Origin of the sequence: Mycobacterium sp. IS-836, from assembly GCF_001954275.1 — a bacterium.
Classification (GTDB): domain Bacteria; phylum Actinomycetota; class Actinomycetes; order Mycobacteriales; family Mycobacteriaceae; genus Mycobacterium.
In genome coordinates, this window is record NZ_MBEU01000030.1 from 1 (window position 1) to 25,632 (window position 25,632).

Annotated in this window: 26 protein-coding genes and 1 pseudogene; 15 read left to right on the forward strand and 12 right to left on the reverse strand. The window is 68.7% G+C overall.

Annotated features, from left to right (window positions below; all coding sequences use genetic code 11):
- Positions 1 to 306: pseudogene (locus A5747_RS25060) on the reverse strand (hypothetical protein); the annotation flags it as partial.
- 166 nt (positions 307 to 472) lie between these two features.
- On the opposite strand from A5747_RS25060, the gene A5747_RS09745 reads away from it, so the two are divergent.
- The 6 genes from A5747_RS09745 (at position 473) to A5747_RS09770 (ending at position 6,510) form a co-directional block, all read left to right on the forward strand.
- Entirely contained in the window at positions 473 to 1,117 is a 645-nt protein-coding gene (locus A5747_RS09745) for a class I SAM-dependent methyltransferase (RefSeq protein ID WP_076123613.1), read from the forward strand.
- Positions 1,114 to 2,364: a molybdopterin-dependent oxidoreductase gene (locus A5747_RS09750; protein WP_076123614.1), complete on the forward strand. Its 1,251-nt coding sequence runs from the start codon at positions 1,114 to 1,116 to the stop codon at positions 2,362 to 2,364. Before A5747_RS09745 ends, A5747_RS09750 begins: the two co-directional genes overlap by 4 nt.
- A gap of 1 nt (position 2,365) precedes the next feature.
- Positions 2,366 to 2,896 carry a hypothetical protein gene (locus tag A5747_RS09755; protein ID WP_076123615.1) on the forward strand — a complete coding sequence of 177 codons (531 nt, stop codon included), beginning with the start codon at positions 2,366 to 2,368 and terminating at the stop codon, positions 2,894 to 2,896.
- Between the two features lie 96 nt (positions 2,897 to 2,992).
- On the forward strand, positions 2,993 to 4,192 hold the full coding sequence (locus tag A5747_RS09760; protein ID WP_076123616.1) for an alpha/beta hydrolase: 1,200 nt from the start codon (positions 2,993 to 2,995) through the stop codon (positions 4,190 to 4,192).
- Positions 4,193 to 4,237: 45 nt separating this feature from the next.
- Entirely contained in the window at positions 4,238 to 5,647 is a 1,410-nt protein-coding gene (locus tag A5747_RS09765) for a wax ester/triacylglycerol synthase family O-acyltransferase (protein WP_076123691.1), read from the forward strand.
- Positions 5,648 to 5,727: 80 nt separating this feature from the next.
- The gene (locus A5747_RS09770) at positions 5,728 to 6,510 is read left to right on the forward strand and encodes a crotonase/enoyl-CoA hydratase family protein (protein WP_076123617.1); all 783 of its coding nucleotides are present in this window, start codon (positions 5,728 to 5,730) and stop codon (positions 6,508 to 6,510) included.
- A gap of 3 nt (positions 6,511 to 6,513) precedes the next feature.
- On the opposite strand, the gene A5747_RS09775 is transcribed toward A5747_RS09770, so the two are convergent.
- Positions 6,514 to 7,113, reverse strand: coding sequence for a TetR family transcriptional regulator (locus A5747_RS09775; RefSeq protein ID WP_076123618.1), 600 nt, complete (start codon positions 7,111 to 7,113; stop codon positions 6,514 to 6,516).
- 89 nt (positions 7,114 to 7,202) lie between these two features.
- Here A5747_RS09775 and A5747_RS09780 point away from each other — a divergent pair, with 89 nt between their 5' ends.
- From A5747_RS09780 to A5747_RS09795, 4 genes are all read left to right on the forward strand, one after another.
- A complete protein-coding gene (locus A5747_RS09780; protein ID WP_076123619.1) occupies positions 7,203 to 7,742 on the forward strand; it encodes an isoprenylcysteine carboxylmethyltransferase family protein in 540 nt (179 codons plus the stop codon).
- Positions 7,743 to 7,770: 28 nt separating this feature from the next.
- A complete protein-coding gene (locus A5747_RS09785; RefSeq protein WP_083700281.1) occupies positions 7,771 to 8,574 on the forward strand; it encodes a cutinase family protein in 804 nt (267 codons plus the stop codon).
- A 100-nt stretch (positions 8,575 to 8,674) separates the two neighbouring features.
- A complete protein-coding gene (locus A5747_RS09790) occupies positions 8,675 to 10,180 on the forward strand; it encodes a class I adenylate-forming enzyme family protein (protein ID WP_076123620.1) in 1,506 nt (501 codons plus the stop codon).
- A 14-nt stretch (positions 10,181 to 10,194) separates the two neighbouring features.
- A complete protein-coding gene (locus A5747_RS09795) occupies positions 10,195 to 10,491 on the forward strand; it encodes a hypothetical protein (RefSeq protein WP_076058230.1) in 297 nt (98 codons plus the stop codon).
- 7 nt (positions 10,492 to 10,498) lie between these two features.
- Here A5747_RS09795 and A5747_RS09800 read toward each other — a convergent pair whose 3' ends face one another.
- Both A5747_RS09800 and A5747_RS25635 read right to left on the reverse strand, forming a co-directional pair.
- Positions 10,499 to 11,113, reverse strand: a complete 615-nt coding sequence (locus tag A5747_RS09800; protein ID WP_233148005.1) for a TetR/AcrR family transcriptional regulator — start codon at positions 11,111 to 11,113, stop codon at positions 10,499 to 10,501.
- Positions 11,114 to 11,157: 44 nt separating this feature from the next.
- Positions 11,158 to 11,289, reverse strand: a complete 132-nt coding sequence (locus tag A5747_RS25635; protein WP_255376708.1) for a hypothetical protein — start codon at positions 11,287 to 11,289, stop codon at positions 11,158 to 11,160.
- 206 nt (positions 11,290 to 11,495) lie between these two features.
- Here A5747_RS25635 and A5747_RS09805 point away from each other — a divergent pair, with 206 nt between their 5' ends.
- Positions 11,496 to 12,290 carry a crotonase/enoyl-CoA hydratase family protein gene (locus A5747_RS09805; RefSeq protein ID WP_198938161.1) on the forward strand — a complete coding sequence of 265 codons (795 nt, stop codon included), beginning with the start codon at positions 11,496 to 11,498 and terminating at the stop codon, positions 12,288 to 12,290.
- Between the two features lie 43 nt (positions 12,291 to 12,333).
- On the opposite strand, the gene A5747_RS09810 is transcribed toward A5747_RS09805, so the two are convergent.
- Together A5747_RS09810 and A5747_RS09815 are read right to left on the reverse strand one after the other, a co-directional pair.
- The gene (locus A5747_RS09810; protein WP_076123622.1) at positions 12,334 to 13,803 is read right to left on the reverse strand and encodes an aldehyde dehydrogenase; all 1,470 of its coding nucleotides are present in this window, start codon (positions 13,801 to 13,803) and stop codon (positions 12,334 to 12,336) included.
- A gap of 45 nt (positions 13,804 to 13,848) precedes the next feature.
- Positions 13,849 to 14,619, reverse strand: coding sequence for a class I SAM-dependent methyltransferase (locus A5747_RS09815; protein WP_076123693.1), 771 nt, complete (start codon positions 14,617 to 14,619; stop codon positions 13,849 to 13,851).
- Between the two features lie 45 nt (positions 14,620 to 14,664).
- Between A5747_RS09815 and A5747_RS09820 the strand changes: the two genes are divergently transcribed.
- Positions 14,665 to 15,819 (forward strand): glycosyltransferase family 4 protein, encoded by a 1,155-nt coding sequence (locus A5747_RS09820; RefSeq protein ID WP_076123623.1) that lies wholly within the window; start codon positions 14,665 to 14,667, stop codon positions 15,817 to 15,819.
- Here the strand turns inward: A5747_RS09820 and A5747_RS09825 are convergent.
- The gene (locus A5747_RS09825) at positions 15,803 to 17,473 is read right to left on the reverse strand and encodes a hypothetical protein (RefSeq protein WP_076123624.1); all 1,671 of its coding nucleotides are present in this window, start codon (positions 17,471 to 17,473) and stop codon (positions 15,803 to 15,805) included. The two genes, A5747_RS09820 and A5747_RS09825, sit on opposite strands and share 17 nt — an antisense overlap.
- Before the next feature lie 9 nt (positions 17,474 to 17,482).
- The gene (locus A5747_RS09830; protein WP_139333056.1) at positions 17,483 to 18,760 is read right to left on the reverse strand and encodes a DUF3068 domain-containing protein; all 1,278 of its coding nucleotides are present in this window, start codon (positions 18,758 to 18,760) and stop codon (positions 17,483 to 17,485) included.
- Between the two features lie 204 nt (positions 18,761 to 18,964).
- Here A5747_RS09830 and A5747_RS09835 point away from each other — a divergent pair, with 204 nt between their 5' ends.
- Entirely contained in the window at positions 18,965 to 20,074 is a 1,110-nt protein-coding gene (locus A5747_RS09835) for an acyltransferase family protein (RefSeq protein WP_369805047.1), read from the forward strand.
- Here A5747_RS09835 and A5747_RS09840 read toward each other — a convergent pair.
- Genes A5747_RS09840 through A5747_RS09855 form a run of 4 tightly spaced genes read right to left on the reverse strand, consistent with a single transcriptional unit; the run spans position 20,040 to position 23,900 of the window.
- Positions 20,040 to 21,521, reverse strand: coding sequence for an AMP-binding protein (locus A5747_RS09840; protein ID WP_076123626.1), 1,482 nt, complete (start codon positions 21,519 to 21,521; stop codon positions 20,040 to 20,042). The two genes, A5747_RS09835 and A5747_RS09840, sit on opposite strands and share 35 nt — an antisense overlap.
- Positions 21,521 to 22,498, reverse strand: coding sequence for a phosphotriesterase-related protein (locus A5747_RS09845; protein ID WP_076123627.1), 978 nt, complete (start codon positions 22,496 to 22,498; stop codon positions 21,521 to 21,523). The genes A5747_RS09840 and A5747_RS09845 overlap by 1 nt, the downstream gene beginning before the upstream one ends.
- A gap of 55 nt (positions 22,499 to 22,553) precedes the next feature.
- Entirely contained in the window at positions 22,554 to 23,000 is a 447-nt protein-coding gene (locus A5747_RS09850) for a nuclear transport factor 2 family protein (RefSeq protein ID WP_076123628.1), read from the reverse strand.
- 39 nt (positions 23,001 to 23,039) lie between these two features.
- Positions 23,040 to 23,900: a hypothetical protein gene (locus A5747_RS09855; protein WP_076123629.1), complete on the reverse strand. Its 861-nt coding sequence runs from the start codon at positions 23,898 to 23,900 to the stop codon at positions 23,040 to 23,042.
- A gap of 125 nt (positions 23,901 to 24,025) precedes the next feature.
- On the opposite strand from A5747_RS09855, the gene A5747_RS09860 reads away from it, so the two are divergent.
- Together A5747_RS09860 and A5747_RS09865 are read left to right on the forward strand one after the other, a co-directional pair.
- Positions 24,026 to 24,388 (forward strand): YciI family protein, encoded by a 363-nt coding sequence (locus tag A5747_RS09860; protein ID WP_217695717.1) that lies wholly within the window; start codon positions 24,026 to 24,028, stop codon positions 24,386 to 24,388.
- Positions 24,385 to 25,593 (forward strand): RNA polymerase sigma factor, encoded by a 1,209-nt coding sequence (locus A5747_RS09865; RefSeq protein ID WP_198938162.1) that lies wholly within the window; start codon positions 24,385 to 24,387, stop codon positions 25,591 to 25,593. Before A5747_RS09860 ends, A5747_RS09865 begins: the two co-directional genes overlap by 4 nt.
- Positions 25,594 to 25,632 lie beyond the last annotated feature (39 nt).

The window sequence follows — 25,632 nt, forward strand, 5'->3', positions numbered from 1 at the left end:
TGCGGCGTTGACCTGGCTGGCCGGGCAGCCCGGCGTGGACCCGGGGCGGATCGCGATCGGCGGTGCCAGCGCGGGCGTCGGCTGGGTCACGCCCGTCGGCCGGAACAGCCGGACCCCGACGCCGGGTCCGAGGGCGACGACATCGACGTCCGGCGGTGCGCTGGGCCTACCCAGCCGGCCCCGCAGCCGATCCAACGTGCGCACCACCGGCAGGGTCCGCGGGCCGACGAGGTGGCGGGGGGTGAGGCGGGCGATGCGGCGCAGATCGGGGTGAACGTCGGTGTTCGGCATCGGTCCAGTATCCATCCGGCGCAGCGTCGGCACCGAATCACTCGCATGCACCCCTCGAACGCCGTCTGGGTTAGCCGAGCCGAGATCCGGGTATCGATCCGGGTGATCGAAATGCTTGCGTGCAACGCTCCTGGGTCGGGGCGCGTCCGGGCAGTGTCGGGCGGGATGCGAGAGGCGTGAAATGCTGGGCCATCTCTACGATCGGGCGCTCGACGGCGAGCGATGTTGGATTCGGCACGAGGACGGCGAGGTGCGTCCGCTGCCGGCACACCGCTGGCTGGGGGCCCGTGCTCCCGATGCTGACTCCGTCGATGAGGTGTTCGACGAAGAAGTCACGCAGATGTGCGTCGGGCCGACCATCGAGCTGGGGTGCGGGCCCGGCCGGCTGGTCGCGCGCCTCATCCGCCGGGGCATCCCCGCGCTCGGCATCGACCGGTCGGCGACAGCGATCCGGCTGGCCGGCCGCGGCGGTGCGGCCGCGCTGCTGGGCGATGTGTTCGAGCCGCTGCCCTGGATGGGCCGGTGGCAGACGGTCCTGCTGGTCGACGGGAACGTCGGCCTCGGCGGCGACCCGCGCCGCATACTGTGCCGCGCGGCCGAGCTGCTGGGCCGCGGCGGCCGATGCGTGGCCGAGTTCGACGGCCAGGCCATCGGCATCCGGTCGCGCTGGGTGCGGCTGGAGTCGGCGCACGACGTCGGGCCGTGGTTTCGGTGGGCGTCGGTCGGGGTGGACAGCGCCGCCGCGCTGGCCGCGCAGGTGGGTTTGACGTTGACCGGCGTCCGCATGGTCGGCGGCCGGGTGGTGGCGAGCCTGGCGGCGATGTGAACGGGCCCCGCCTTCCCCCCAGGTTCCGAAGCCCGCTGCGCGGCCCGTGGCTGACGTCGGTGTTCGGGCTGGTGCTGTTGGTGACCCTGCCGATAGTCATCGTCACCGGGCTGCTCTCCTATATCGCCTACGCGCCGCAGTTCGGTCAGGCGATACCCGCCGACGTCGGCTGGCTGCGCCTGCCCATCTTCTCCTGGCCCACCCGACCGTCGTGGCTCTACCGCCTGACCCAGGGACTGCACGTCGGGCTGGGCCTGGTGATCATCCCGGTGGTGCTGGCCAAGCTGTGGTCGGTGATCCCGCGGTTGTTCGATCTTCCGCCGTTCCGTTCGATAGCCCAAGCGCTGGAACGGCTTTCGTTGCTGATGCTGGTCGGCGGGATACTCTTCGAGATCGTCACCGGCGTGCTCAACATCCAGTACGACTACATCTTCGGGTTCAGCTTCTACGACGCCCACTACTTCGGGGCGTGGGTGTTCATTGCCGGCTTCGCCATGCACATCACGCTGAAGATCCCCCGCATGGTGTCCGGGTTGCGGTCGCTGCCGCTGCGCGAAGTGTTGCGCACCAACCGAACTGACACCCGCCCGCAACCGCCCGACCCCGACGGGCTGGTGGCCGCCGATCCGGCCGAGCCGACGATGAGCCGCCGCGGCGCGCTGGCCCTGGTCGGCTCCGGCGTGGCGCTGATCGCCGTGTTGACCGTCGGCCAGACCGTCGGCGGGGATACCCGCCGCGCCGCCCTACTGCTGCCGCGCGGGCGGGGCGTTCGTGATGCCAACGGCGACTTCCCGGTCAACAAAACCGCCGTCGCCGCGGGTATCACGCCGGAGAGCGTCGGTGCTGGCTGGCGATTGACGCTGCGGGCCGGCGCCTCGGTAGTGGTGCTGGACCGAGCCACGCTGGCCGGCATGCCGCAAAGCACCGCGCGGCTGCCGATCGCGTGCGTCGAAGGGTGGTCGACCGTGCAGACGTGGAGCGGCGTGCGGCTGGCCGATCTGGCCCGGCTCGCGGGCGCACCCGCGCCGCGCTCGGCGCAGGTGGTATCGCTGCAGCGGGGTGGCGCGTTCGGCGCGGCGACGTTGCAGGCCAACCAGATTCGCGATCCCGAAGCGCTGCTGGCGCTGCGGGTCAACGGCGCAGACCTGTCCGTGGATCACGGGTACCCGGCCCGGATCATCGTTCCGGCACTGCCCGGCGTGCACAACACCAAGTGGGTGGCGTCCATCGAATTCTTACAGGGTTGAGATGTCGAAATCCGAGCGTTTCAGCGCGATCTACGGTTCCCACCCGCTGCACCTGCTGACGATGGTGTCCGGTTTCGCGCTGCTGGGTTACATCCTGACCACGTTCAAGCTGGCGACGCTGTGGAACGCCGGCACCTGGTGGCAGTCGATAGCGGTGTGGTTCGCCGCCGCCGTCATTGCTCACGACTTGGTGCTCTATCCGCTGTACGCACTGGCCGACCGCGTCGTATGGGCGCGCACCAGCCGGCAGTCGAACCATCCAAAAGTACTGGCCCGCAACTACATTCGGGTGCCGGCGCTGGGAGCAGGCCTGACCCTGCTGATTTTCCTGCCGGGCATCATCGAACAGGGCGGGCCCACCTACCAGGCGGCCACCGGGCAGACCCAGCAGCCGTTCCTCGGCCGATGGTTGCTGCTCACCGCGGCGATGTTCGCCGTCAGCGCCGTCGTTTACGCCGCGAGGCTTGCCGCGGCGCGTCGCCGGCCCGGCGAGCAGAAAACGGACGAAGGACCGTCAACAGCGCAGACATAGCCGCCAGCAACCCCTGCCAGCCGCGATTTCGTGCCCGCATGACACGGCTGACGGATTCGTCGTTTCCGTTGAGTCGGCAGGGGTACAGTCCCCTACATGACGGCGCGGGTTCCGAGCATGAGTTGTCTGAAGTGGTTGCTACGAGCCCGGCCCGGCGACTACATGCTGGCGTTAAGCGTCGCCGGAGCTTCGCTGCCGGTCATCGGTAAGCACCTCGAGCCCCTGGGCGGCATGACCGCCATGGGCGTGTGGGGTGCCCGCCACGCACCGAACGCGATATCCGCCATGAAAAAGGATTGGCTGACACCGGGCATCAACGACGAGCGCCGGCGGGATCGGGAGAGCACGCACCAGGTCTCGGTCGCTGCCTTGCGAGGGGTGGTGTCAGCCGCGGAGCTGGAAACCGAGTGGCCCGCGGCGGAGCGGACGCCCCCGCTTTGGGAGGCCCTGCGCCAACGCCGCTATCTCTACCGTCGTGCGGTCCACTACGGCGACCACCCCGCGCAAGTCCTCGATGTGTGGCGCCGCAAGGATTTGCCCGCACAACCCGCGCCGGTGCTGATCTTCGTCCCGGGCGGCGCCTGGGTCCACGGCCGCAGCGCGCTGCAGGGGTCCGCCCTGATGTCGCGGCTGGCCGAGCAGGGCTGGGTGTGCCTCGCGATCGACTATCGCGTCGCCCCGCTGCACCGCTGGCCGCGCCACATCACCGACGTCAAGACCGCCATCGCGTGGGCGCGCGCCAATGTCGACAAGTTCGGCGGCGACCGCAATTTCGTTGCGGTGGCCGGTTGTTCGGCCGGCGGGCACCTGTCCGCGCTGGCCGGACTCACTCCCGACGATTCCCAACTCCAGGCGAAGTTGCCCGAGGGCTCCGACAGCTCGGTCGACGCCGTGGTCGGAATCTATGGCCGCTACGACTGGGAGGACCGTTCGACTCCCGAACGGGACCACTTCGTCGACTTCCTGGAGCGCGTGGTGGTCAAGAAGACGATCGCCCGGCATCCCGAGGTGTTCCGCGACGCCTCACCGATCGCGCGGGTGCATCGAAACGCTCCGCCGTTCTTGGTGATTCACGGCAGCAAGGACAGCGTCATTCCCGTCGAGCAGGCGCGCAGCTTCGTCGAGCGGCTGCGGGCCGTCTCGCATTCGATGGTCGGCTACCTGGAGTTGCCCGGGGCGGGCCACGGCTTCGACCTCATCGACGGTGAGCGCGCCGGCGTGATGGCCCACGCGACATCGCTGTTCCTCAACCAGGTCTACCGCGCCAAGACAATCGGGGCCAAAGAGGTTATCTGAGCTGGTCCCGCTGAGTAGGGTCGCCTCTATGAGCAAGGGGCAGTGGTGAAACGGCTGAGCGGCTGGGACGCCGTACTTCTGTACAGCGAGACGCCCAACGTGCACATGCACACCATCAAAGCCGCGGTGATCGAGCTGGACCCGGCGAGTCGCAGCCTCGACCTCGAGTCCTTTCGCCGCGTCATCGGCGCCCGGCTGCACAAGCTCGAGCCGTTTTGCTATCAGCTCGTCGAGATCCCGTGGAAGTTTCACCATCCGATGTGGCGCGAGCACTGCGAGGTCGACCTGGAATACCACATCCGGCCCTGGCAGCTGCCGGCTCCCGGCGGGCGCCGCGAGTTGGACGAGGCGATCGGGCAGATCGCCAGCACCCCGCTGGACCGCGACCGCCCGCTGTGGGAGATGTACTTCGTCGAGGGCCTGGCCAACAACCGGGTGGCCGTCGTAGGCAAGATCCACCACGCGCTCGCCGACGGTGTCGCCTCTGCCAACCTGCTGGCGCGCGGCATGGACCTGCTGCCCACACCGGAGGGCGGACCGCCGCCAAACGACCCGGCCCCCACCAAACGCCAGCTGCTGTCGTCGGCGTTCGTCGATCATCTCCGGCAGGCCGGCAAGCTGCCGGCGACGGTTCGCTACACCGCGCAGGGCATCGGCCGGGTGCGACGCAGCTCGCGCAAGCTCTCGCCGGAACTGAGCCGACCCTTCGAGCCGCCCCCGACGTTCATGAATCACATGATCACCCCGGAGCGCAGGTTCGCGACCGCGACGCTGGCGCTGGCCGACGTCAAGGAGACCGGCAAGCGGCTCGGCGCGACCATCAACGACATGGTGCTGGCCATGTCGACCGGTGCGCTGCGCACGTTGCTGTTGCGCTACGACGGCAAGGCCGAGCCCCTGCTGGCCTCCGTTCCGGTGAGCTTCGACTTCTCGCCGGAGCGGATCTCCGGAAATCGCTTCAGCGGAATGCTGGTCGCCCTGCCGACCGATGCCGACGACCCGCTTGAGCGGGTGCGGTGCAGCCACGAGAACGCGATCTCGGCCAAGGAGGGCCATCAGCTCATGGGCCCGGAGCTGGTCAGCCGTTGGGCGGCGTACATGCCGCCGGTGGGGACGGAAGCCTTCTTCCGGTGGGCGTCCGGCCGGGACGGACAGAACAAGGTGCTCAACCTGAACATCTCGAACGTTCCCGGTCCGCGCGAGCGCGGCCGGGTGGGCGGCGCCCTGGTCACCGAGATCTATTCGGTGGGGCCGTTGACCGCCGGCAGCGGTCTCAACATCACCGTCTGGAGCTACGTCGATCAGATCAACATCTCGGTGCTCACCGACGGTGCCACGGTCAAGGATCCGCACGAGGTGACCGAGGCCATGATCGCGGATTTCATCGAAATACGCCGGGCCGCAGGGCTTTCCGAAGAGCTGACGGTCATCGAGGCGGCGATGGCGCCGGCCTGACGGGCGGTAGTCGAAGCTCCGGGCGCGGCGGCCGTTACCATCGGTCGGACACCAGCGATTCAAAGGAGACTCGCAGCACCGTGAGCGACGAAGCCCCCAATAACGAACCCGAAGTTCTCGTCGAGCAACGGGATCGAATCCTGATCATCACGATTAACCGGCCGAAGGCCAAGAACGCCGTCAACGCCGCCGTCAGCCGCGGGCTGGCCGACGCCGTGGATCGGCTCGACAGCGACAACGGGCTTTCGGTGGCGATCCTGACCGGCGCGGGCGGCTCGTTCTGTGCGGGCATGGATCTCAAGGCGTTCGCCCGCGGCGAGAACGTCGTCGTCGAGGGCCGCGGCATGGGCTTCACCGAACGCCCGCCCGCCAAGCCGCTCATCGCCGCGGTGGAAGGATTCGCGTTGGCCGGCGGCACCGAGCTGGCGCTGGCCACCGATCTGATCGTCGCGTCCAGGGACTCGGCGTTCGGCATCCCCGAGGTCAAGCGCGGCCTGGTCGCCGGCGGCGGGGGACTGCTGCGGCTCCCCGAACGCATCCCCTACGCGATCGCGATGGAGCTGGCGTTGACCGGGGATAACCTCTCGGCCGAGCGCGCTCACGAGCTGGGCCTCGTCAACGTCCTGGCCGAGCCGGGCAAGGCGCTGGACACGGCGATTGAGTTGGCGGAGAAGATCACCGCCAACGGGCCGCTCGCGGTGGCCGCCACCAAGCGGATCATCACCGAATCCCGGGGCTGGAGCCGCGACACGATGTTCACCGAGCAGATCAAGATTCTGGCCCCGGTGTTCTCGTCGAATGACGCCAAGGAAGGCGCGATCGCGTTCGCGGAGAAGCGCCCGCCCCGCTGGACCGGAACGTAGGTCCTACGGGTCCGGGTCGGCCAGATAGCGCTGCACGGTCGGCCCGAGCCAGCCGACCACATCGTCGATCGGGGCCGACGCGATCGGCTCGATCCTGAGTTGGTACCGCGCGAACGCCAGCCCCGCCAGGTGGCTGGCCACCAGCTCGACGCGCAGCTCGGCATCGGTCACCCCGAACTCCGCCGCGACCCGCTTCGCGATTGGCCCGGCGAGGCTGTCGTGCAACACCTTTCGCGCCTGCGGGTGGATCGCCGCCGACCGCCACAGCGTCAGGAACGGCTCGAAGACGGCGCCCTCCTCCCAGTGCTCGAGGAAGCGGCGCACCAGCCTCGGGCCGATCCGCTCGGCCCCCTCGTCGAGGAGCCCGGCGAGCTGATGTAGCGGGTGCTCGGGGCCGGTCAGCGTGGACGCGGTGAAGAGGCCTTCCTTGTTGCCGAAGAAGTAGTAGACCATCGCGACGTCCACGCCGGCGTCGGCGGCGATGGCGCGGACGGTGGCCCCTTCGTATCCCTGGCGCATGAAGCGTTCGCGCGCGGCGTCGAGGATTCGCTGTCGGTTCTGTTGCCCGGTGCGCCACCGGCCGGCCCGCCGCGGTTCGACCATGACGCCACAATACTTCAACAACCGTTGATGAATCCTACTTGCAGGCGTACGTTGTTCTTCAACGGAGGTTGAAGTAAAGGAGGTCCGACATGGTGACAACCGCGCGTCGACGCCTTTGGTGGCGACACCTGATGTCCGTCCTGCTCTTCCCGGTCACGGTGACGCTCGTCGTCCCGGCCCTGATCGTGATCCCGGCCGGGGTGCGAACGGCCCACCTCGGCACCGCGCTGGCGGTGGTGCTGGTGACCGTCGGCTGCCTGCTGATCGCCGCCGGTTTGGCCCTGATGGTGTGGACGAACGTGCTGTTCGACCGCGTCGGCGAGGGCACTCTCGGGCTGGGCAACGTGATGGGGGAGCCGGTCCATCTGGTCGTGCGCGGCCCCTACCGGCACGTGCGCAACCCGATGATCACCGGCGTGCTCTGCATCCTGCTCGGCGAGGCGGCCATCACCGCGTCCACCGCCCTGCTGACCTGGTTCGCGATCTTCTTCGCATTTCAGGCGACCGCGATCTGGTTCTGGGAAGAACCCCATCTCACCGAGCGCTACGGCAGTGAATACGTCGACTACCGGCGCAACGTCCCGCGCTGGATCCCCCGGATCACTGCCTGGACCCCGGGAGCGGTTTAGCAAATCGCGGGTGCGGGCACCTCTAGGCATGCCCGCACGCCATATCCTTCATTTCCTTGCTCCCGCGGTAGTCGCGGCGGCGGGCGCTAGCGCGTCCGTCCTCGCGTCTGCAATCCCCGTCGCCAGCGCCGATCCGTGTCCGGACGTTCAGGTGGTCTTCGCCCGCGGCACCGACGATCCTCCCGGTGTCGGCCCCACGGGACAGGCCTTCATCGACTCGTTGCGCCCGCGCGTCGGCGCAAGGTCTTTCAACGTATATCCGGTCGACTACCCCGCGACGTATGACTTTACGAACGCGGCCAAGGTCGGCATCAGGGACGCGAGTTCGCATATCGTTTCGATGGCGCACGACTGCCCCAACACGAAGATGGTGCTCGGCGGTTACTCCTCAGGCGCGGCCGTGATGGGCTTCGTCACTTCGGCCGACGTACCAGCTGGGATCGATCCGGCGACGGTACCCAAGCCGCTGGACCCCGAGGTGGCCAACCACGTCTCCTCGGTCGTGCTCTACGCACTCCCGAGCGACAAGACGATGAACCTTTTCGGCGCGCCGCCGGTTGTCATCGGCCCGCTCTATCAGCCCAAGGCCATCGTGGTGTGCGCTCCCGGGGACCCGATCTGTTCTGACGGGGGCAGTTTCGACGTCCATAAGTCGTATTCGAGCAACGTCGCGGTGATCGACCAGGGCGCGGCCTTCGCGGCCGATCGCCTTGCCGCGGGGGGTCCCGGCGGCCCGCCGGGTGCGGGTCCCGGCGGTCCGGCGGGCGCGGGTCCCGGCGCATCGGCGGCCGTTCTCGCGTCTCCGTCTTCCGGTGGAGGCTCCGGCGGTTAACCGCCGCGGTGCTTCGACCGCATCCCGTCCACCCACCCGGCGTCGGTTACACTATGGCCTCAGTTTGTAAAGGGGGTGGGGATCCCCAGAAGGATCGAGGATGAGCATTTCGTTGCTGCTTGAGATGGCCGCGTCGAGCAACCCCGATCGCCTTGCCGTCGTCTCCGAAGACGTGCGCCTGACCACGCAGCAGCTGAGCGATCTCGCCGACGGCGGCGCGAGCATCCTCGCCCGATCCGACGCGAGGCACGTCGTCTACATCGGGACCGGTGGCGCGATGCTGCCGCTGCTCATCTTCGCGGCGGCACGGGCCGGCCTGCCCTTCACCCCGCTCAATTACCGGCTTTCGGCCGACGGCATCCAGACGTTGATCGACCGGCTGCCCGATCCGGTGGTGATTGTCGACGACCGCTACCGGGAGATGCTCGGCGACGCGTCGCCGCGGGTGCTGCTCACCGACGACTTCCTGACGGCCGCGCGCGGCGGGGCGTCCGACTTCGAAGCGGAGTTTGCCGACCCCGACTCCGTCGCGATCGTCCTCTTCACGTCGGGCACCACGTCGCAGCCCAAGGCCGTCGAACTCTCGCACAACAACCTGACCAGCTACGTCACCGGCACGGTCGAATTCGAGTCGGCCGCACCGGATGACGCCGCGCTGATCTGCGTGCCGCCGTATCACATCGCCGGCATCAGCGCCGCCTTGTCAAACCTGTACGCCGGCCGCAAGATGGTCTATCTGCCCAGCTTCGACCCCGACGAATGGGTGCGGCTGATCAAGGCAGAAAACGTGACCACCGCGACGGTGGTGCCCACGATGCTGGACCGAATCGTCACGGTGCTGGAATCCGGCGGTCACGACTTGCCGTCGCTGCGCAACCTGGCCTACGGCGGCTCGAAGGTCGGGCTGCCGCTGGTCCGCCGGGCACTCGAACTGCTGCCGCAGGTGGGCTTCGTAAACGCGTACGGCCTGACGGAGACGAGCTCGACGATCGCGGTACTGACCCCCGACGACCACCGCGAGGCGCAGGCCGCCTCGGCGGCGGGCGTCGCCAGGCGGCTCGGGTCGGTCGGGCGCGCGGTGCCGGGCATCGAGCTGCAGATCCGCGACGAGGACGGCAGGGTGCTCGGGCCGGGCGAGACCGGCGAGCTGTTCGTGCGCGGCGAGCAGGTCTCCGGCCGCTACACCGGCATCGGCTCGGTGCTCGACGAGAACGGCTGGTTCCCGACGCGCGACATCGCCACCCTCGACGAGGACGGCTACCTGTTCATCGGCGGCCGCAGCGACGACACCATCATCCGCGGCGGCGAGAACATCGCGCCCGCCGAGCTGGAGGAGGTTCTTATCGAGCACCCGCACGTTCGCGACGTCGCGGTGGTCGGCGTCGAGGACCCGCAGTGGGGCCAGGCGATCACCGCGGTGGTGGTGCCGGCGCCCGGCTGCGTCCCGGACCCCGACGATCTGCGCGAGTACGTCCGCAAAACGTTGCGCGGGTCGCGCACCCCCGACCGGGTAGTCTTTCGCGACGAGTTGCCAACCACACCCACGGGCAAGGTGCTTCGCCGGGAGATCGTCGAAGAGCTGCGTGCCGCACCGGCCGAGCAGTAAGCAGAGGAAAAATCATGATCAAGAACGGAACCCGCCTGGCCAGTCAGGTGTGTGACACCCAGGTCATCGTCGTCAGAAGCGCCGACAGCCTTGACGACCTGCGTTGCGGGGGTGTGCCGATGGTGGAGATCGGGGCCGAGCGGTCGGGCGAACTCGACCCGGCGTTCTCCGACGGCACCGTGATGGGCAAGCGCTATGTCGACGAAACCGGCGCCGAGGTGCTGGTGACCAAGCCGGGCGCAGGCAGCCTGAGCGTCGGGCAGACCGCGCTTCAGCTCAAAGAGGTCAAGCCGCTACCGGCCAGCGACTGAGGATCGGCTACGCCCCGGGAATTCCGTTGCGGCTGACGAATTCCCTTGCCTTGATCAGGAATTCGAGCTGCTCCGCAACCTGGCTCAGCGGTTGCACGCTGCGCGTCGAGCGGGACAGCACGATCGCACCTTCCAGCGCGGCTATCGACATGACCGCCAGCGACGCTGCGTCGTCGTCGTTGAAGCCATCGTTGGCGAAGGCGTGCGTCAGGGCGGTGCACCAGCGGCCCAGGATGGCGCCGGCCTCGGCGGAAAGCTTCGGTTCGTCGTCGTCCGAGCCGATGGCCGCCGCCACCACCGGGCAGCCCGCGGTGAAGTCGCCGTCGGTCAGCAGGCGTTCCCAGTACTCGATGAACTCGCGCAGCAGGGCCTTGGCGCCCCAGCCCGCGGCGTCGTCGATCATGGCGGTGATGGCATCTCCGGAGTACCGCAGTGCCTCCGCCAGAATCTGGTTGCGGCCTTCGGGGAAGTGGTAATAGACCGAGCCGCGCGGCGCGCCGCTGCGGGCCAGCACCTCGTCGATCGTCACCCCGGCGGCTCCGCGCTCGCGCATCACCTCAGCGGCGCTGATCAGCATCTTCTTCTTGGTGTCGCACCGCTTGGTCGTAGCGGTGCCCCGCATGGGGTCGGTGACAGTCGGCACTGCCGTACCTCCTCCGGCCGGCGTCATGCAGCGTGCGAGTGCCGCGGTACCGGCCAGTGCAGGTTGCGGGGGCTGAACCGGAACGAGCGGCGCTTGAGGTCAGGCATCTCGCGGGTGTACTGATAGCCAGCGACGTTGAGCTCGATAATCCACATGATTTTCTCCCGGCCTGGGTGCGGCCCATGATTATGCTGAGAATCATATAAGACATCGGTCAAGTAAGCAAGTTTTATTCCCTATATAAACCCTGCAACACGATGAATGGCGTATCGGGGCCGGGGCGGGCGTTTCATGACAGGAAGGTAACCGTAGCGTTTTATGGTGTATTGCATAATTTCTCGCCCTGCGATTCACTGTGACGATGGCGCTACCAAACCTCGACACCGTGTCCCTCGAGCGCGACGGGCACGTCCTGCTGATCGGCCTGAACCGGCCGCATAAACGCAACGCCTTCGACCGGGCGATGCTTGCCGACCTGGCCCGCGCTTACGCGGTGCTGGAATCCGACCCGGCGGTGTGGGCCGGCGTGCTGTTCGCGCACGGCGACCACTTCACCGCCGGTCTAGACCTCGTCGACGTCGGCCCGGGCATCGCGGCCGGGCAGAGCCCGGTGCCCGAAGACGGCCGGGACCCCTGGCGGCTGGACGGCGCGTGGACCACCCCGCTGGTCGCGGTCGCCCAAGGCTGGTGCATGACGTTGGGCATCGAATTGCTGCTCGCGGCCGACATCCGCATCGCGGCGGTCGGAACGCGATTCACCCAGCTCGAGGTGCGGCGCGGCATCTACCCCTTCGGCGGCGCGACCATCCGGCTGCCCGGCGAGGCGGGGTGGGGCAATGCCATGCGCTGGCTGCTCACCGGCGACGAGTTCGACGCCGCCGAGGCCCATCGCATCGGGTTGGTCCAGGAAGTGGCCGACGACCCGGCGGCGGCGTTGGCCCGGGCGCGCGAGATCGCGCACACCATCGCCGACCGCGCCGCGCCGCTGGGGGTGCGCGCCACGCTCGCCTCGGCGCACCTGGCCCGCCGCGAAGGCGAGGCGGCGGCCGTCGGTCGGCTACGGTCCGCCGTCGCCGAGCTGTTCGCAAGTGAGGACGCCGCCGAGGGCGTGCAGTCGTTCGTCGAACGGCGGCAGGCCCGGTTCGTCGGCCGCTAGCGCGCTCGACCGTGCGGCTCGCCGCACGCTCGGCGTGGAAGCGTCAGCTCTCTAGGGTGTAGCCCATCGGCATCAGCACGCTCTTCTGCTGCGTGAAGTGCTCGACGCCTTCCGGTCCGTTCTCCCGGCCGATGCCCGAGTTCTTGTAGCCGCCGAACGGGCAGCAGGGGTCGAACGCGTACCAGTTGATCGCGTAGGTGCCGGTGCGGATCTTCTCCGAAATCTCAATGCCCTTAGGGATGTCGGACGTCCACACGCTGCCGGCCAGGCCGTACACCGAGTCGTTGGCGATCTTGATCGCGTCCTCCTCGGTGTCGTAGGGGACGATGGACAGGACCGGCCCGAAGATTTCCTCTTGGGCGATCGTCATCTTGTTGTCGACGTCGGCGAAGACCGTGGGCTGCACGAAGAAACCCTTGTCCAGTCCCTCGGGCCGGCCGCCACCGCACATCAGCCGCGCGCCCTCCTCGATGCCCTTGGCGATGTAGCCCTCGACGCGGGCGCGCTGCTTCTCCGAGATCAGCGACCCGATCTGGGCGGCCGGGTCGGACGGCGTGCCGACCGGCAACGCTTGCACGAAAGTGCTTACCGCATCGACGATTTCGTCGTAGCGCGACCGTGGTGCCAGGATCCGGGTCTGCGCGACGCAGGCCTGCCCGGTGTTCATGATCCCGGAGAACACCAGCATCGGGATTGCCGCGGCCAGGTCGACGTCCTCGAGGACGATGGCCGCCGATTTACCGCCGAGCTCCAGGGTGCACGGCTTGAGCGCCTCGGCGGCGCGGCGGCCGATTTCCTTGCCGACCCCCGAACTGCCGGTGAAGGTGAACAGGTCGATATCGGGGTTCGACGTCAGTGCCTGCCCGGTCTCGATGCCGCCCGGCACCACGGACAGCACCCCCTCGGGCAGGCCGGCCTCGGCGAACACCTCCGCCAAAGCATTTGTGCTCAAAGGGGTTTCGGCAGCGGGCTTGAGCACCACCGTGCAGCCGGCCAGCAGCGCCGGACCCAGCTTGTTGACGGCGAGGAACAGCGGGACGTTCCATGCCACGATCGCGCCCACAACGCCGATCGGCTCACGGTGGACGATGCTCTGCCCGTAGCCGCCGGTGCGGATCTCTTTCCACTTGACCTGATCGACGGCGGGTCCGGCGAAGAAGTTCAAGGCGCCGATCGAGCTCATCCAGTGCATCGTCTCGACGGTGGTCGGCGGTTGGCCGGTCTCGTCGCCGAGCAGCTTGGTGAATTGGTCCTTACGCTCCTCCATCAGCTTGAGCGCGCCCGCGATAACGGCCGCGCGCTCCTTCGGTGGCGTGGTGGGCCACGGGCCGTTGTCGAATGCCGCGCGGGCCGCGGCCACGGCCGCGTCGACGTCGGCCGCCGCCGCCAGCGGCACCTTGCCGACGTATTCACCGGTGGCCGGGCAGTGCACCTCGATGACCTGGTCGGTCGACGGCTCGGTCCACTTGCCGCCGATGAAAAGCTTGTCGTACTCCGTTGTCGCGTCGCTCATGGGCGCCACCCTACCCAAGCCGACGCAAAACGAGAACATGTTCCATTATCGAGGTACGAGCACCAGCACAAGATTGCTCACCAGGAACTCGCGCAGCACCGGCACCCGCGTCATCCACCAGGCCCATCGGGGGTGGTAGCGGGGGAATGCGGCGAGCGCGGCGCCGGTACTGGCCGCCCACGTCAGCCCGTCGGCGGCGGACACCGCGAACAACGACGACCCGTAGTCGTTTTTGGCCGGATGGCCGTGTTTGCGGACATAGCGGGCGGCGGCGCGCTGCCCGCCCAGGTAGTGGCTCAGGCCCATCTCGTGCCCACCGAACGGGCCGAGCCAGACGGTGTAAGACAGCACCACCAGCCCGCCCGGCTTGGTCACCCGCAGCATCTCGGCGCCGAGCTGCCATGGTCGCGGCACGTGCTCGGCGACATTGGACGACAGGCAGATGTCCACCGAGTCGTCGGCGAAGGGCAGCGCCAGGCCCGACGCCCGGACGAAGGTGTCCGCCGGGTTCCCGCCGAAAGCCGGTCCGGCCGCGTGCATCTCGCTTTCGTCGGGTTCCACGCCGATGTAGCGGACACCGGCGTCGCCGAACGCGGCCGCGAAATATCCCGGCCCGCCACCGACGTCGAGCACCGTGCGCCCGACCGGACGTTCGCCGCGGACGCCCAGCCACAGGTCGCTCACCATCGCGGCGGTGTCGGCCGCGAGCGTGCCATAGAAGCGCGCCGGATCGCGCCGCTCGTAGCGGAATTCCGACAGCAGCCGCACCGAGCGGGCCAGGGTTGCGCGCCGCGCGAAAACGTCGGTGACGGCCACCGCCATACCCTACGCAGCGTCGTCGCCAGGCTAGGCTGACCGGTAATGTCTGCCCTCCGCTCCGTGCTGCTGCTGTGCTGGCGCGACACCGGCCACCCGCAGGGCGGCGGCAGCGAGGCCTACCTGCAGCGCATCGGAGCGCAGCTGGCCGCCTCGGGAGTAGCCGTCACACTCCGCACCGCCCGCTATCCGGACGCGCCGCGCCATGAGGTTGTCGACGGCGTGCGGATCAGCCGCGCGGGTGGCCGCTACTCGGTGTATCTGTGGGCGCTGCTGGCCATGGCGCTGGCCCGGCTAGGGCTCGGTCCGCTCCGCCGGGTGCGCCCAGACGTGGTCGTCGATACCCAGAACGGCCTGCCGTTCCTTGCCCGGCTGCTCTACGGCCGCAGGGTGGTGGTGCTGGTGCACCACTGCCATCGCGAGCAGTGGCCGGTGGCCGGGCCGGTGCTGGGCCGGCTGGGCTGGTTCGTCGAGTCGACGCTGTCGCCCAGGGTGAACCGGAGCAACCAGTACGTGACGGTGTCGCTGCCCTCGGCCCGCGATCTGGTCGCCCTAGGGGTGGACAACGAGCGCATCGCGGTGGTGCGCAACGGCCTCGACGAGGCGCCGCCGCAGTCGTTGTCCGGCCCCCGCGCGGACGCGCCGCGGGTCGTGGTGCTGTCGCGGCTGGTGCCGCACAAGCAGATCGAGGATGCGCTGAACGTCGTCGCCGCCCTGCGGCCGCGGGTACCGGGCCTGCATCTCGACATCGTCGGCGACGGCTGGTGGCGGGAGCGACTGGTCGACCACGCGCACGCGCTCGGCCTTTCCGGCGCGGTGACCTTCCACGGCCACGTCGACGACGTGACCAAACACCATGTGCTGCAACGCTCTTGGGTGCACGTGCTGCCGTCGCGCAAGGAGGGCTGGGGCCTGGCGGTGGTCGAGGCGGCCCAGCACCGGGTGCCCACCATCGGCTACCGATCCTCCGGCGGGCTGTCCGACTCGATCGTGGACGGCGTGACCGGGGTGTTGGTGGACACTCGGGCCGAGCTGGTGGATCGGCTCGAGCGGCTGCTCTGCGATCCCGTGCTGCGTGACCAGCTAGGCGCCAAGGCGCAAACGCGCAGCGGCGAATTCTCCTGGACGCAAAGTGCCGATGCGATGCGCACCGTGCTCGAAGCGGTGCGCGCCGGCGAGTTCGTCAGCGGCGTCGTCTGACTCGGCGGACCCCAGCGCCGGCGGAGCCGACGATCAGCAACGCCAGCCAACCCAGATGCGCGATCACGGCCGCCCGGCGGCGACCGGCGGACACACCGGCGGTGTCGCCGCCGATCCGATACAGGGCGAGTTCGTCGTCGCGGAAGACCGGTGTCAGCGCGCCGAGGGTGCGGGCGGACGCGCCCATGTCACCGGCGCTGTCCGATTCGACGACCAACCACCCGACGCCGCCCGCGGCCACCGCGGCACGATCCGGCCCCGCCAGCAGCAACTGCTGCACCGCCCGGGCGTGGTTGCCCTCGCCGGGAACCGTCACCCCGGAGATGGCCAGGTCACCGGTCATCAGCACGTCGGCGCGCACCCAGCGGGGCAGCGGATCGAGCACCGGCGCCGGGCCGGACCAAGGGAAGCGGCGCATGGTGCCGGCGGGCAGTACGGCGACGGTCCGCGGGTCGGCGTTGATCGCCGACGCCACCGCGGCCCAGCCGGGCGGGTAGCGCACCGGCTCGACCCTGCCCCACACGCCCCAGGCCAGGTCGGGCAGCGCCAGGATGAGCGCGAGGCAGCAGACCAGCGCCCCCTGCGCCGGCCGCAGCCACCGGCGCAGGGTCACCACCGAGCCGGCACCCGCCAGCGCGTATCCGGGCAGGGCAAGCCCCACCCACTTCTGCCCGTCGCGCAGCACCCCGAACCCGGGCGCGGCATCGATCACCGCGCGCAGCGCGTGCAGGCCTGGACCGGTCGCCAGCGCGGCGGGCACCAGCACCGACACCGCCGCCAGCACCAGCAGCGGCGCGATCGCCCGCCGGCGCGCCACCGCCGACAGCCCGGCCACCACGATCCCCAGCAGCACAGCCGCCGAGGACACCGCGAAAAGCGTTGTCCGCGAAGCGGGTACGGCTTCGCCGTTCCAGATACCACCCAGACTGGCCAGACTGAAGAGCGTGCCGAGACCGGGCTCGGCGCGCGGCGCGAACGCGGTGACCCCGAGCGCATTTTGCGCGCCCCACGGCGAGCCCAGCGCGGACGCGGTCAGCCAGGGCAGCGCGGCCACCGCCGCGACAGCCAAAGTCGTTGCGGCGCAGACCCAGCGCGGCCAGCCGGGACCGGGTGCGGCCACGCAGACGAGCCCGACCGTCGCGGCCAACATCAACCCGGTGGGCGTCAGCCCGGCCAGCGCGATCCAGAAGATCAAACCGAAGGCGGCGCCGCCGACGAAGCGAACCCTCAGCATTGCCGTCGCGACCCAGGGCAGGCAGCCGTAGCCGACCAGCAGGCTCCAGTGGCCCTGCAAAAGCCGTTCGGCGACATAGGGATTCCAGATCGCCAACGTAATCGCGACGAACTGCCCGGCAGCGCCCGCGTCGGGCAGTGCGGTCTCAACGAGCCGGGCCGCACCCCATCCCGCGAGCCACAGCCCCGCGACGAGCAGCGCCTTTACCACCACGCCGCCGTCGACCACGTGCGAGGCCAGCGCCACCGCAAAATCTTGCGGCGTCGCCCGCGGCGCCGCCGTCAAACCCAGCGCGCTGTCGGACAGGTAGGACCGCGGCGTCGACACCGCGTCGCGCAGCAGCAGGTATCCGGGCTTCAGCAGCGGCCCAGCCACCAGGAGCGCCAAGGCCAGCGCATACCCCGGCCGGGTCCAACGCACGTCGGGAAGTTAGGGCCGTTCGGGCGGGACCGGGGGTTCCGGCGGCCCGGCATCGGGTGGCTCCTCCGATGCCGGCGGTTCCGATCCCGGCTCCGCCGCGTCCGGGCGGGCGGCGGGCCGCTGGGTGGGCAGCTTCTCCGTCTCGGCCTCGGCGCCGGGCACCGGTTCCTCCAGCCCGGTGCGGCCGAAGAAGTCCTGATCGGCGCGGTCCAGGCCGGGGTCGGTGAGCGCGCTTTCGGTGCGCAGGCTGAACGAGGCGAGCAATCCGCCGCCGATCAGCGCGATCAAACCGACCGCGGTGAAGGTGATCGGCAGCACCCGCGACCACAGGGCCAGCCGGTCGCGTTCGTCGCGGGCCGCGTTGACCTGGGCCTCGACGGTGTCTTCGGTCGAGGTGACGCGGTAGTCGGCCAGCGTCACCTCGGGCTTCAGCGGATCACGCGCGAAGTAGTGGTTGGCGTGCTCGGTCTGCTTGACGATGGTGCCCGACACTGGGTCCACCCAGAACGTCCGCTGTGCGGCGTAGTAGCGCGTCATGGTGACCTGCTCGGCCGGATCGCCGCCCACCCCCCACATCGCCGCGGACGTGGTGACCTTGCCGTCCTCGTCGCCGGCGTAGAGCGACGGGTACTTCACCGGAGCCGTCAGCTTGCCGTCCGGGTTGTAGCCGACGTTCTGCGTGAAGCGGTAGGTGGTCAGGCCGTTGACGTCTTCCTGGCTTTCGTAGTTGACGTCGAAGGCCTTCTGCGCGATCGGGTCGAAGTAGGGGTAGGTCTTCTTCTCGGTGTGGAACGGGAATCGGTAGGACAGCCCGTCGTGCCGCAGCGGGATCGCGGTGGGCGGGTTCTCGTCACTGAAGGAGCGCGGCTTCTGCACCGAGCCGCCGGTGTGGGTGTCGTCCGAGACCGCCAGCGCGGTCCTGCGGTTGAGGGTGACGGTGTCGACGATCGCCAGCAGCAGTCCGCTGTCCTTTTGCTTGTCGGTGCGCCGAACCGACGTGCCGACCTGCAGCGTGACCACGTCGGCGTTGGCCGGGGATTCGACGCTGACCTGCTGCTGGGACACCAGCGGCACGTTCTGGTTGACGACGAGGTGATCGCTGGACAAGGACGCCGAGTCGAGCGCGGTGCCGTTGCCGTCGCTGATCAAGTTGGCGTCGAGATTGAGCGGGACCTTGGTGATCCTGCTGCTGGTGTAGGTCGACAGCAGCAGGGCGGCGATCAGCAAGGCGGCTCCGAGTCCGATGATCCCGCATGCGGCGAACCGCAACATGACTGCTCGGTTCACGTTGCTGTGTCCTCCTAGTGGTCCTCAAAGTTCTCAGACTCTTCGGCCGCCCCCTCTGGCCTGACCAAGCAGCGGCAAACCCGTTTGACCCTAACAGCAGAATTTAAGGTCTCGGCTTACGAACCTAGCGACAGGCAGACTGTCAACGTGAACGATGACCAGCAGGTGGGTGGCGTCCGCAGCTTCCTGCCCGCCGTGGAGGGTATGCGCGCATGCGCGGCCATGGGTGTGGTCGTCACGCACGTCGCCTTCCAGACAGGCCATTCGAGCGGTGTCACTGGCAGGTTGTTCGGTCGCTTCGACCTGGCAGTGGCGGTGTTCTTCGCCTTGTCTGGCTTTCTGCTGTGGCGTGGCCATGCGGCCGCCGCACGGGATCGGGGATCGCGCCCGCGCACCGGCCACTACCTGCGATCGAGGGTGGTCCGCATCATGCCCGCATATCTCGTCGCGGTGGTCGTGATCCTGTGCCTGCTGCCCGACTCCGATCACGCCAGCCCGACGGTGTGGCTGGCGAACCTGACCCTTACCCAGATCTACGTGCCGCTCACCCTGACCGGCGGCCTGACGCAGATGTGGAGCCTCTCGGTCGAGGTCGGCTTCTACCTGGCGTTGCCGATCCTCGCGCTGCTGGCCCGACGCATCCCGGTCCGCGCCCGCATACCGGTGATCGCCGCGTTCGGCGCGCTCAGCTGGGCGTGGGGCTGGGTGCCGTTCGCGCATGCGGGTTCGGGCGTCAATCCGCTGAACTGGCCGCCCGCGTTCTTCTCGTGGTTCGCCGCGGGCATGCTGCTGGCGGAATTGGTCTATAGCGGGGTCGGGTTGGCGCATCGGCTGGCACGACGCCGCGTGCTGATGGCCGTGATCGCCGCGCTGGCGTACCTGGTCGCGGCCTCCCCGCTGGCCGGCCCCGAGGGGTTGATTCCGGGTACCGCCACGCAGTTCGCGGTGAAGACGGCGGCGGGTTCCCTCGTGGCTTTCGCACTGGTCGCGCCGTTGGTGCTGGACCGGCCCGATACGCCACACCGGGTGCTGGGCACCACCGCCATGGTCACGCTGGGGCGCTGGTCCTACGGGCTTTTCATCTGGCACCTCGCCGCATTGGCCATGGTGTTCCCCGTGATCGGGACCTTCCCGTTCACCGGGCGGATGGTAGAGGTGTTGGCGTTGACGCTGATCTTCGGTTGGGCGATCGCCGCCGTCAGCTACGGGCTGGTCGAGTCGCCCTGCCGGGAAGCGTTGCGGCGCTGGGAGAAACGCGAGAAACCGGCGGATGCGAAGGTCATAGACGCTGAGGCGGACGCGATCGCGCCATGATCTCGGCGCGCACCGCCGACCGCCGCGCCTTGCCGGCGTCGTCGCGCAGTGGGGAGCCGACGAATTCGACGGTGTGCGGCACCTTGTACGACGAAATGCGTTCGCGCAGAAACTCTTTCACGCTCACCTCGTCCAGCGCCGACCCGTCGGCGACGTGCACCAGGGCATACGGCACCTGGCCCAGGTCGCCGGCGTTCGGGTCCGGGACACCGACGACCAGGCAGGACAACACATCCGGGTGCGCCGACAGGGCGTTCTCGATTTCGGCCGGATAGACGTTGCGACCGCCCACGGTGAACATGTCGACGCGGCGGTCCGACAGGTAGAGGTATCCGTCTTCGTCGAAGTAACCGAGGTCGCCCAGCGAGTCCCAGCCGTCACGCGACTTCGCCGTCACGCCGATGTATCGGTAGGTCGGCGCGCTGCCCGGGCTGGGCCGCATGTAGATCTCGCCGACCACCCCGGGCGGGCAGGGGTTGCCGTCGTCGTCGAGCACCTTCATCTCCCCGGCGACCACCACACCGACCGAGCCGCGATGGGTGAGCCACTGGTCGCCGGAGATGAACGTCAAAGCCTGTAATTCGGTGCCGCCGTAGAGTTCCCAGACGGCTTCGGGGCCCAGCAACTCGATCCACGCCTGCTTGATTGCCGGCGGGCACGGCGCGCCCATGTGCCAGAACCGCCGGATCGACGACAGGTCATAGGAGCCGGGGTCGGCATGGTAGACCGGCAGCGCCCGCTGCATGATCGTCGGCACCACCGTCAGGAACGTGACGCGATGGTCGCCGATCAGCCGGAGGAACCCGTGCGGGTCGAACCGGCTCATCAACACCAAGTGGTGGCCCATCACCAACCCGATCGTCGCGGTGGTGAAGCCGGTGTTGTGGGACAGCGGGATCGGCACCAGCGTGGTGTCGCCCTCCTGCGCGCCCAGCGGATAGCCAATCGCCGGCGGAATCCGGCTGTCGCCGCCGGATTCGATGAGCTTGGGCCGCCCGGTGCTGCCGCCCGAGCCCATCGCCTTCCACACCGGCGAGACCGCTTCCGGCAACACGGCGTCGGACAACGTCGGGTCGGGAACGAAACCGGTTGGCACGCTTGGGATGCCGGCGTGCTCGCGGCCGACCAGCAACGCCGGCGGCCGCAGGTCCAGCAGGCCCTGCAGCTCGGCGTCCGGCAGCCGCGCGGACAGCGGCTGGGGCACCGCGCCCAGCTTCCAGCACGCCACCGCCGCCTGGATCCACTCGATCGAGTTGGGCAACACCATCGTCACGTAGTCGCCGACACCGACGCCGCGCTCGGCGTACGCGCGGGCCAGTCGGTTCGTCGAGCGATCGAGTTCGGCGCGGGTGATGGTCAGCCCGTCGCACGTGACCGCGGGCTCGTCGGGAGCGAGTGCGGCCAGCGCCGATATCTGCGAACCGATCGGGGGGACCGGCCCGGTCATCAATAGGCGCCCTGTCGCTCGAAGATGCGCCGCGGGTTGTCGACCAGCATGGTGTGCAGCTGTTCGTCGGTGACGCCGCGCTCCTTCAGCGCCGGGATCACGTCGTTGTGGATGTGCAGGTAATGCCAGTTGGGCGCCGCCACCGGCAACAACTCCTCGGGGATCGCGTCGAAGTAGCAGTTGGCGTCGTGGGAGAGCACCATCTTGTCGGCGTGGCCGCGCTCGCACATCTGTGCCACCGTGTTCACCCGGTCCTCGAACGGCAGGAACACGTCGATGCCGAATCGGTCCATGCCGATGTAGGAGCCGGCGCCGATCAGCTCCTCGAGGTAGTCGAGGTCGGTGGTGTCGCCGGAGTGGCCGATCACCACCCGGCTCAGGTCGACGCCCTCCTCTTCGAAGATGCGTTGCTGCTCGAGGCCGCGCCGCATCCCCGCGTGGGTGTGCGTCGAGATCGGCACCCCGGTGCGCTTGTGCGCCTGCGCGACGGCGCGCAGCACGCGCTCCACGCCCGGGGTCACGCCGGGCTCGTCGGTGGCACATTTGAGGATCCCGGCCTTGATGCCGGTGTCGGCGATGCCCTCCTCGATGTCGCGGACGAACATGTCGGTCATGATCTCCGGGCCGTCCATCGGCGTGCCCGGCCCCAGGTAGTGGAAGCGGAACGGGACATCGTTGTAGGTGTAAAGCCCGGTCGCCACAACGATATTCAGGTCGGTCGCGGCCGCGACGCGCGCGATGCGCGGGATGTAGCGGCCCAGCCCGATGACGGTGAGGTCCACGATGGTGTCCACCCCTCGGGCTTTGAGCTCGTTGAGCCGGTCGATGGCATCGGCCACCCGCTTTTCCTCGTCGCCCCAGGCTTCCGGATAGTTCTGGGCGATCTCAGTGGTCATGATGAACACGTGCTCGTGCATGAGCGTCACGCCGATATCGGCGGTATCGATGGGGCCGCGGGCTGTATTGAGTTCTGACACGACAGTGATGCTAGGTCGTCTCGAACGACTCTGGTAAGTGGTTTGGCGCGGCGGCTCAAGGCTCCAGGTCGGTGGCCGCGCGGTATGAGCCGTCCATGTAGAACGGCGTCGAGTCGTGTCGGTGCGTGATGAGCCACGAACCATCGATGCGGCGCAGGCCGAAGGTCGAGCGGATCCACAACGTGATCAATTGGTCCTGACCAACCGGCGTCATCCTCATCTGGGTGAGGGTGTGCACGAAGGCAAGGTCGCCGTCTTGGCTCACGACCGGGTCGCGGAACGTGATCTGGACCGGACCATCGAATCCCGCGAACCAGGCGCGAATACCGTCGACGGTGCCGTACGGCGTTTCGGGGCCCTGCTGCAGTGGCGGCGCGAGCGAATACGCCACCAGATCGTCGGCATAGAGCGCGAACAGGCCGTCCGCGTCATGCGCCGCATGCGCGGCCGCGAACTTGTCGAGGACGGCGTGAACTTCGGTTCCAGCGTGGCTGATCTTCATGGTGTGATCCCTTCTCGGTGGGCACCACGACGGGCGCCTTTAACCGGATGTCGAAGCTGGCTCGCCAGTTTCGACACGGGAGCGCAATACTTGGTCCTCGTCTGCAGCAAATGACACTGAAATGTCGCTGAGTTGAGCACAAATCATCGTCAACCCGGGGATGGGTCGATGTCCGGGCACCGCCAGCATCACCCTGCGAAAGGTCGGAAAAATCAGGCCGTCGACCTCGCGGTGGCGGCAGGTGAAATGCGCGGCCTTCAGCGGGATCGGCAGCAGCCGGGCGAGCAACCGCGCTTCGGCGAACACGTCGGGTAAGTAGTCGTGGCGGCGTATCAGCCCACGATCATCGATGTAGAAGGTCTCGCGGTGGCAATGCGAGTCAAATCCTTGTGGGTATTCGACTTCGAGCCGACGCCAGATCTCGTTGTCGCCTCGCCAGTCCTCGCCGCGCCGCACCTGAAATCCGGGCTGCGTCATGCGGTAGGGGTGGGACATGTAATTCGACATCGCGTACCCCACGAAATAGGCCGAATCGATGACGTCCCACCATCGGATGCGGCGGAACGCGCCGAGGCCGCCAAACCCACGCCGGGCTTGGGTGCGACGCTCGATGACGTTGCCGTGCGCCTCCACCAGCACCTCGTCGTGGGAGAAGGTGCAGGTGAGTTCGGGGCTCGGAAAGCCATGCATCACGTTGCCAAGGCCGTGAATATCCACCTGCTGGCGGTAGTGGTAGTCCTCAAGTGGCCGACCCGGGAACTTCCACGTCGGCAACAAACCCCGGACCTGTACGTGTGAGCTGACCGTTTGGGCCTTGGCCCAGCGCGCGGCTCCGCCATGGGCGTCCACCACCTCCGACAGCAGGGCAGCGCCGCGAGTCGTGGCGAGGTCTGACTTCATCGTTGGATCCCTTCTCCCGGGCTCCACGAAGCGGAGCCTTTAACGGGTTGACGAAACCGGCGAGCCAGTTTCGACACAGGAGCGCAAGAATTCGTCCAAACTCACCGGAGGTTGTCGTGAAGTACATGATCTTGATCCAGAGCAACCCGCAGTTCGTCGAGCGCTGGCAGGCACTGCCCAAGGAGCAGCGCGATCGGTTCGGCCGAGACCACCTCGCGCTGACCGCCGAGCTCGCCGAGTCCGGCGAGCTGGTGGCGAGCGAAGGTCTTGCGGATCCGGCACTCGCGAAGCGCGTCACCGTCGCGGGCGACCAGACCATGATCAGTGACGGGCCGTTCGCCGAGGCGAAGGAGCACCTGGCCGGCTTCCTGCTCGTCGACTGCGAGGGCGAGGACCGCGCTTTGGCGATCGCGGCGCGGGTGCCCGACGCCGTCTGGGGTTTCGTAGAGGTCCGGCCGGTGCTCGATTTGAGCGGGTGGGAGATGTGACGCCCAGCGAGGCTGCCATCGCCGGCCTGCTGCGCGAGCTCGCTCCACGCGTGCTTGGTGTGCTCGTGCGCCGTAATGGCAACTTCGACGACTGCGAGGACGCCGTGCAGGAGGCGCTGCTCGCCGCCGCGGTCAGCTGGCCGGTCGACGGCGTACCGAACAACCCGACGGGCTGGCTGATCACGACTTCGTCGCGGCGGCTGGTCGAAACCTGGCGGAAGGAGGCCGCACGCCGGCGCCGCGAAGACGCGTATGCGCTCGAGCCCGCGCCGGGCGAAGTGTCAGAGTCCGACGACACGTTGGCCCTGCTGTTCCTGTGCTGTCACCCCGAGCTGGCCGTCCCGTCACAGGTTGCGCTGACGCTGCGCGCGCTCGGCGGCCTGACCACGGCCGAGATCGCGCGCGCCCTGCTCCTGCCGGAGGCGACCGTCGGGCAGCGCATCAGCCGGGCGAAGGCACGCATCCGCGATACGGGCGCACAGTTTCGAATGCCCACCGCGTGCGAGCGCGACGAGCGACTGCCCGCGGTGCTGCGCACGCTGTACCTGATCTTCAACGAGGGCTACACCGCGACGTCGGGCCGGGCCCTCAACCGGGTCGAGCTGACTTCCGAAGCGATCAGGTTGACCCGGCAGCTCCGGGTGAGCCTGCCCGACGAGGGCGAGGTCGCCGGGTTGCTTGCGCTCATGCTGCTCACGGACGCCCGACGCGGCGCCCGCACGGGCCCGGACGGCTCGCTGATTCCGCTGGCCGAGCAGGACCGCCGCCGGTGGGACCGGACCGCCATCGCCGAGGGCATCGCGATCATCGAGGCGACGTTGCCAGTCGCGAAGCCCGGGCCCTACCAGCTGCAGGCGGCCATCGCCGCGGTGCACGACGAGGCCGCTGACGCCCGCGCGACCGACTGGCCGCAGATCCTGGCCTTGTATGACGTGCTCGCGGCCCTCGCGCCTGGACCGATGGTCGCGCTCAACCGAACCGTCGCCATTGCGATGGTGCGTGGTCCGGCCGCCGCCCTCGCCGAACTCGATGACGTGGCGGCGGACCCCGCCCTCGGTGGACATCATCGCGTCGATGCCGTGCGGGCTCATCTGCTCGATGAGCTCGGCGACCGAGAGGCTGCGCGCGAGTACTACCTTCGGGCGGCCCAGCGCACGCGCAGCATGCCCGAACGGAGTTACCTGCTGACGCGCGCGATGCGCTGAGGGCCGGCCGACAGTGCCGATTTGCCGGGCGCTCCCCGA

Excerpts from the sequence above, each read along its gene's own strand:
- A5747_RS09800 (WP_233148005.1), bottom strand. The coding sequence starts at position 11,113 with ATGCGGGGCACCGCTACGACCAAGCGGTGCGACACCAAGAAGAAGATG.
- A5747_RS09785 (WP_083700281.1), top strand. The coding sequence starts at position 7,771 with ATGCCCGCACGCCATATCCTTCATTTCCTTGCTCCCGCGGTAGTCGCG.
- A5747_RS09835 (WP_369805047.1), top strand. The coding sequence starts at position 18,965 with ATGCGCGCATGCGCGGCCATGGGTGTGGTCGTCACGCACGTCGCCTTC.
- A5747_RS09755 (WP_076123615.1), top strand. The coding sequence starts at position 2,366 with ATGTCGAAATCCGAGCGTTTCAGCGCGATCTACGGTTCCCACCCGCTG.
- A5747_RS09795 (WP_076058230.1), top strand. The coding sequence starts at position 10,195 with ATGATCAAGAACGGAACCCGCCTGGCCAGTCAGGTGTGTGACACCCAG.
- A5747_RS09810 (WP_076123622.1), bottom strand. The coding sequence starts at position 13,803 with ATGAGCGACGCGACAACGGAGTACGACAAGCTTTTCATCGGCGGCAAG.
- A5747_RS09745 (WP_076123613.1), top strand. The coding sequence starts at position 473 with ATGCTGGGCCATCTCTACGATCGGGCGCTCGACGGCGAGCGATGTTGG.
- A5747_RS25635 (WP_255376708.1), bottom strand. The coding sequence starts at position 11,289 with ATGTGGATTATCGAGCTCAACGTCGCTGGCTATCAGTACACCCGCGAG.
- A5747_RS09820 (WP_076123623.1), top strand. The coding sequence starts at position 14,665 with ATGTCTGCCCTCCGCTCCGTGCTGCTGCTGTGCTGGCGCGACACCGGC.
- A5747_RS09805 (WP_198938161.1), top strand. The coding sequence starts at position 11,496 with ATGGCGCTACCAAACCTCGACACCGTGTCCCTCGAGCGCGACGGGCAC.
- A5747_RS09855 (WP_076123629.1), bottom strand. The coding sequence starts at position 23,900 with ATGAAGTCAGACCTCGCCACGACTCGCGGCGCTGCCCTGCTGTCGGAG.
- A5747_RS09760 (WP_076123616.1), top strand. The coding sequence starts at position 2,993 with ATGACGGCGCGGGTTCCGAGCATGAGTTGTCTGAAGTGGTTGCTACGA.
- A5747_RS09850 (WP_076123628.1), bottom strand. The coding sequence starts at position 23,000 with ATGAAGATCAGCCACGCTGGAACCGAAGTTCACGCCGTCCTCGACAAG.
- A5747_RS09775 (WP_076123618.1), bottom strand. The coding sequence starts at position 7,113 with ATGGTCGAACCGCGGCGGGCCGGCCGGTGGCGCACCGGGCAACAGAAC.
- A5747_RS09780 (WP_076123619.1), top strand. The coding sequence starts at position 7,203 with ATGGTGACAACCGCGCGTCGACGCCTTTGGTGGCGACACCTGATGTCC.
- A5747_RS09860 (WP_217695717.1), top strand. The coding sequence starts at position 24,026 with ATGATCTTGATCCAGAGCAACCCGCAGTTCGTCGAGCGCTGGCAGGCA.
- A5747_RS09840 (WP_076123626.1), bottom strand. The coding sequence starts at position 21,521 with ATGACCGGGCCGGTCCCCCCGATCGGTTCGCAGATATCGGCGCTGGCC.
- A5747_RS09790 (WP_076123620.1), top strand. The coding sequence starts at position 8,675 with ATGAGCATTTCGTTGCTGCTTGAGATGGCCGCGTCGAGCAACCCCGAT.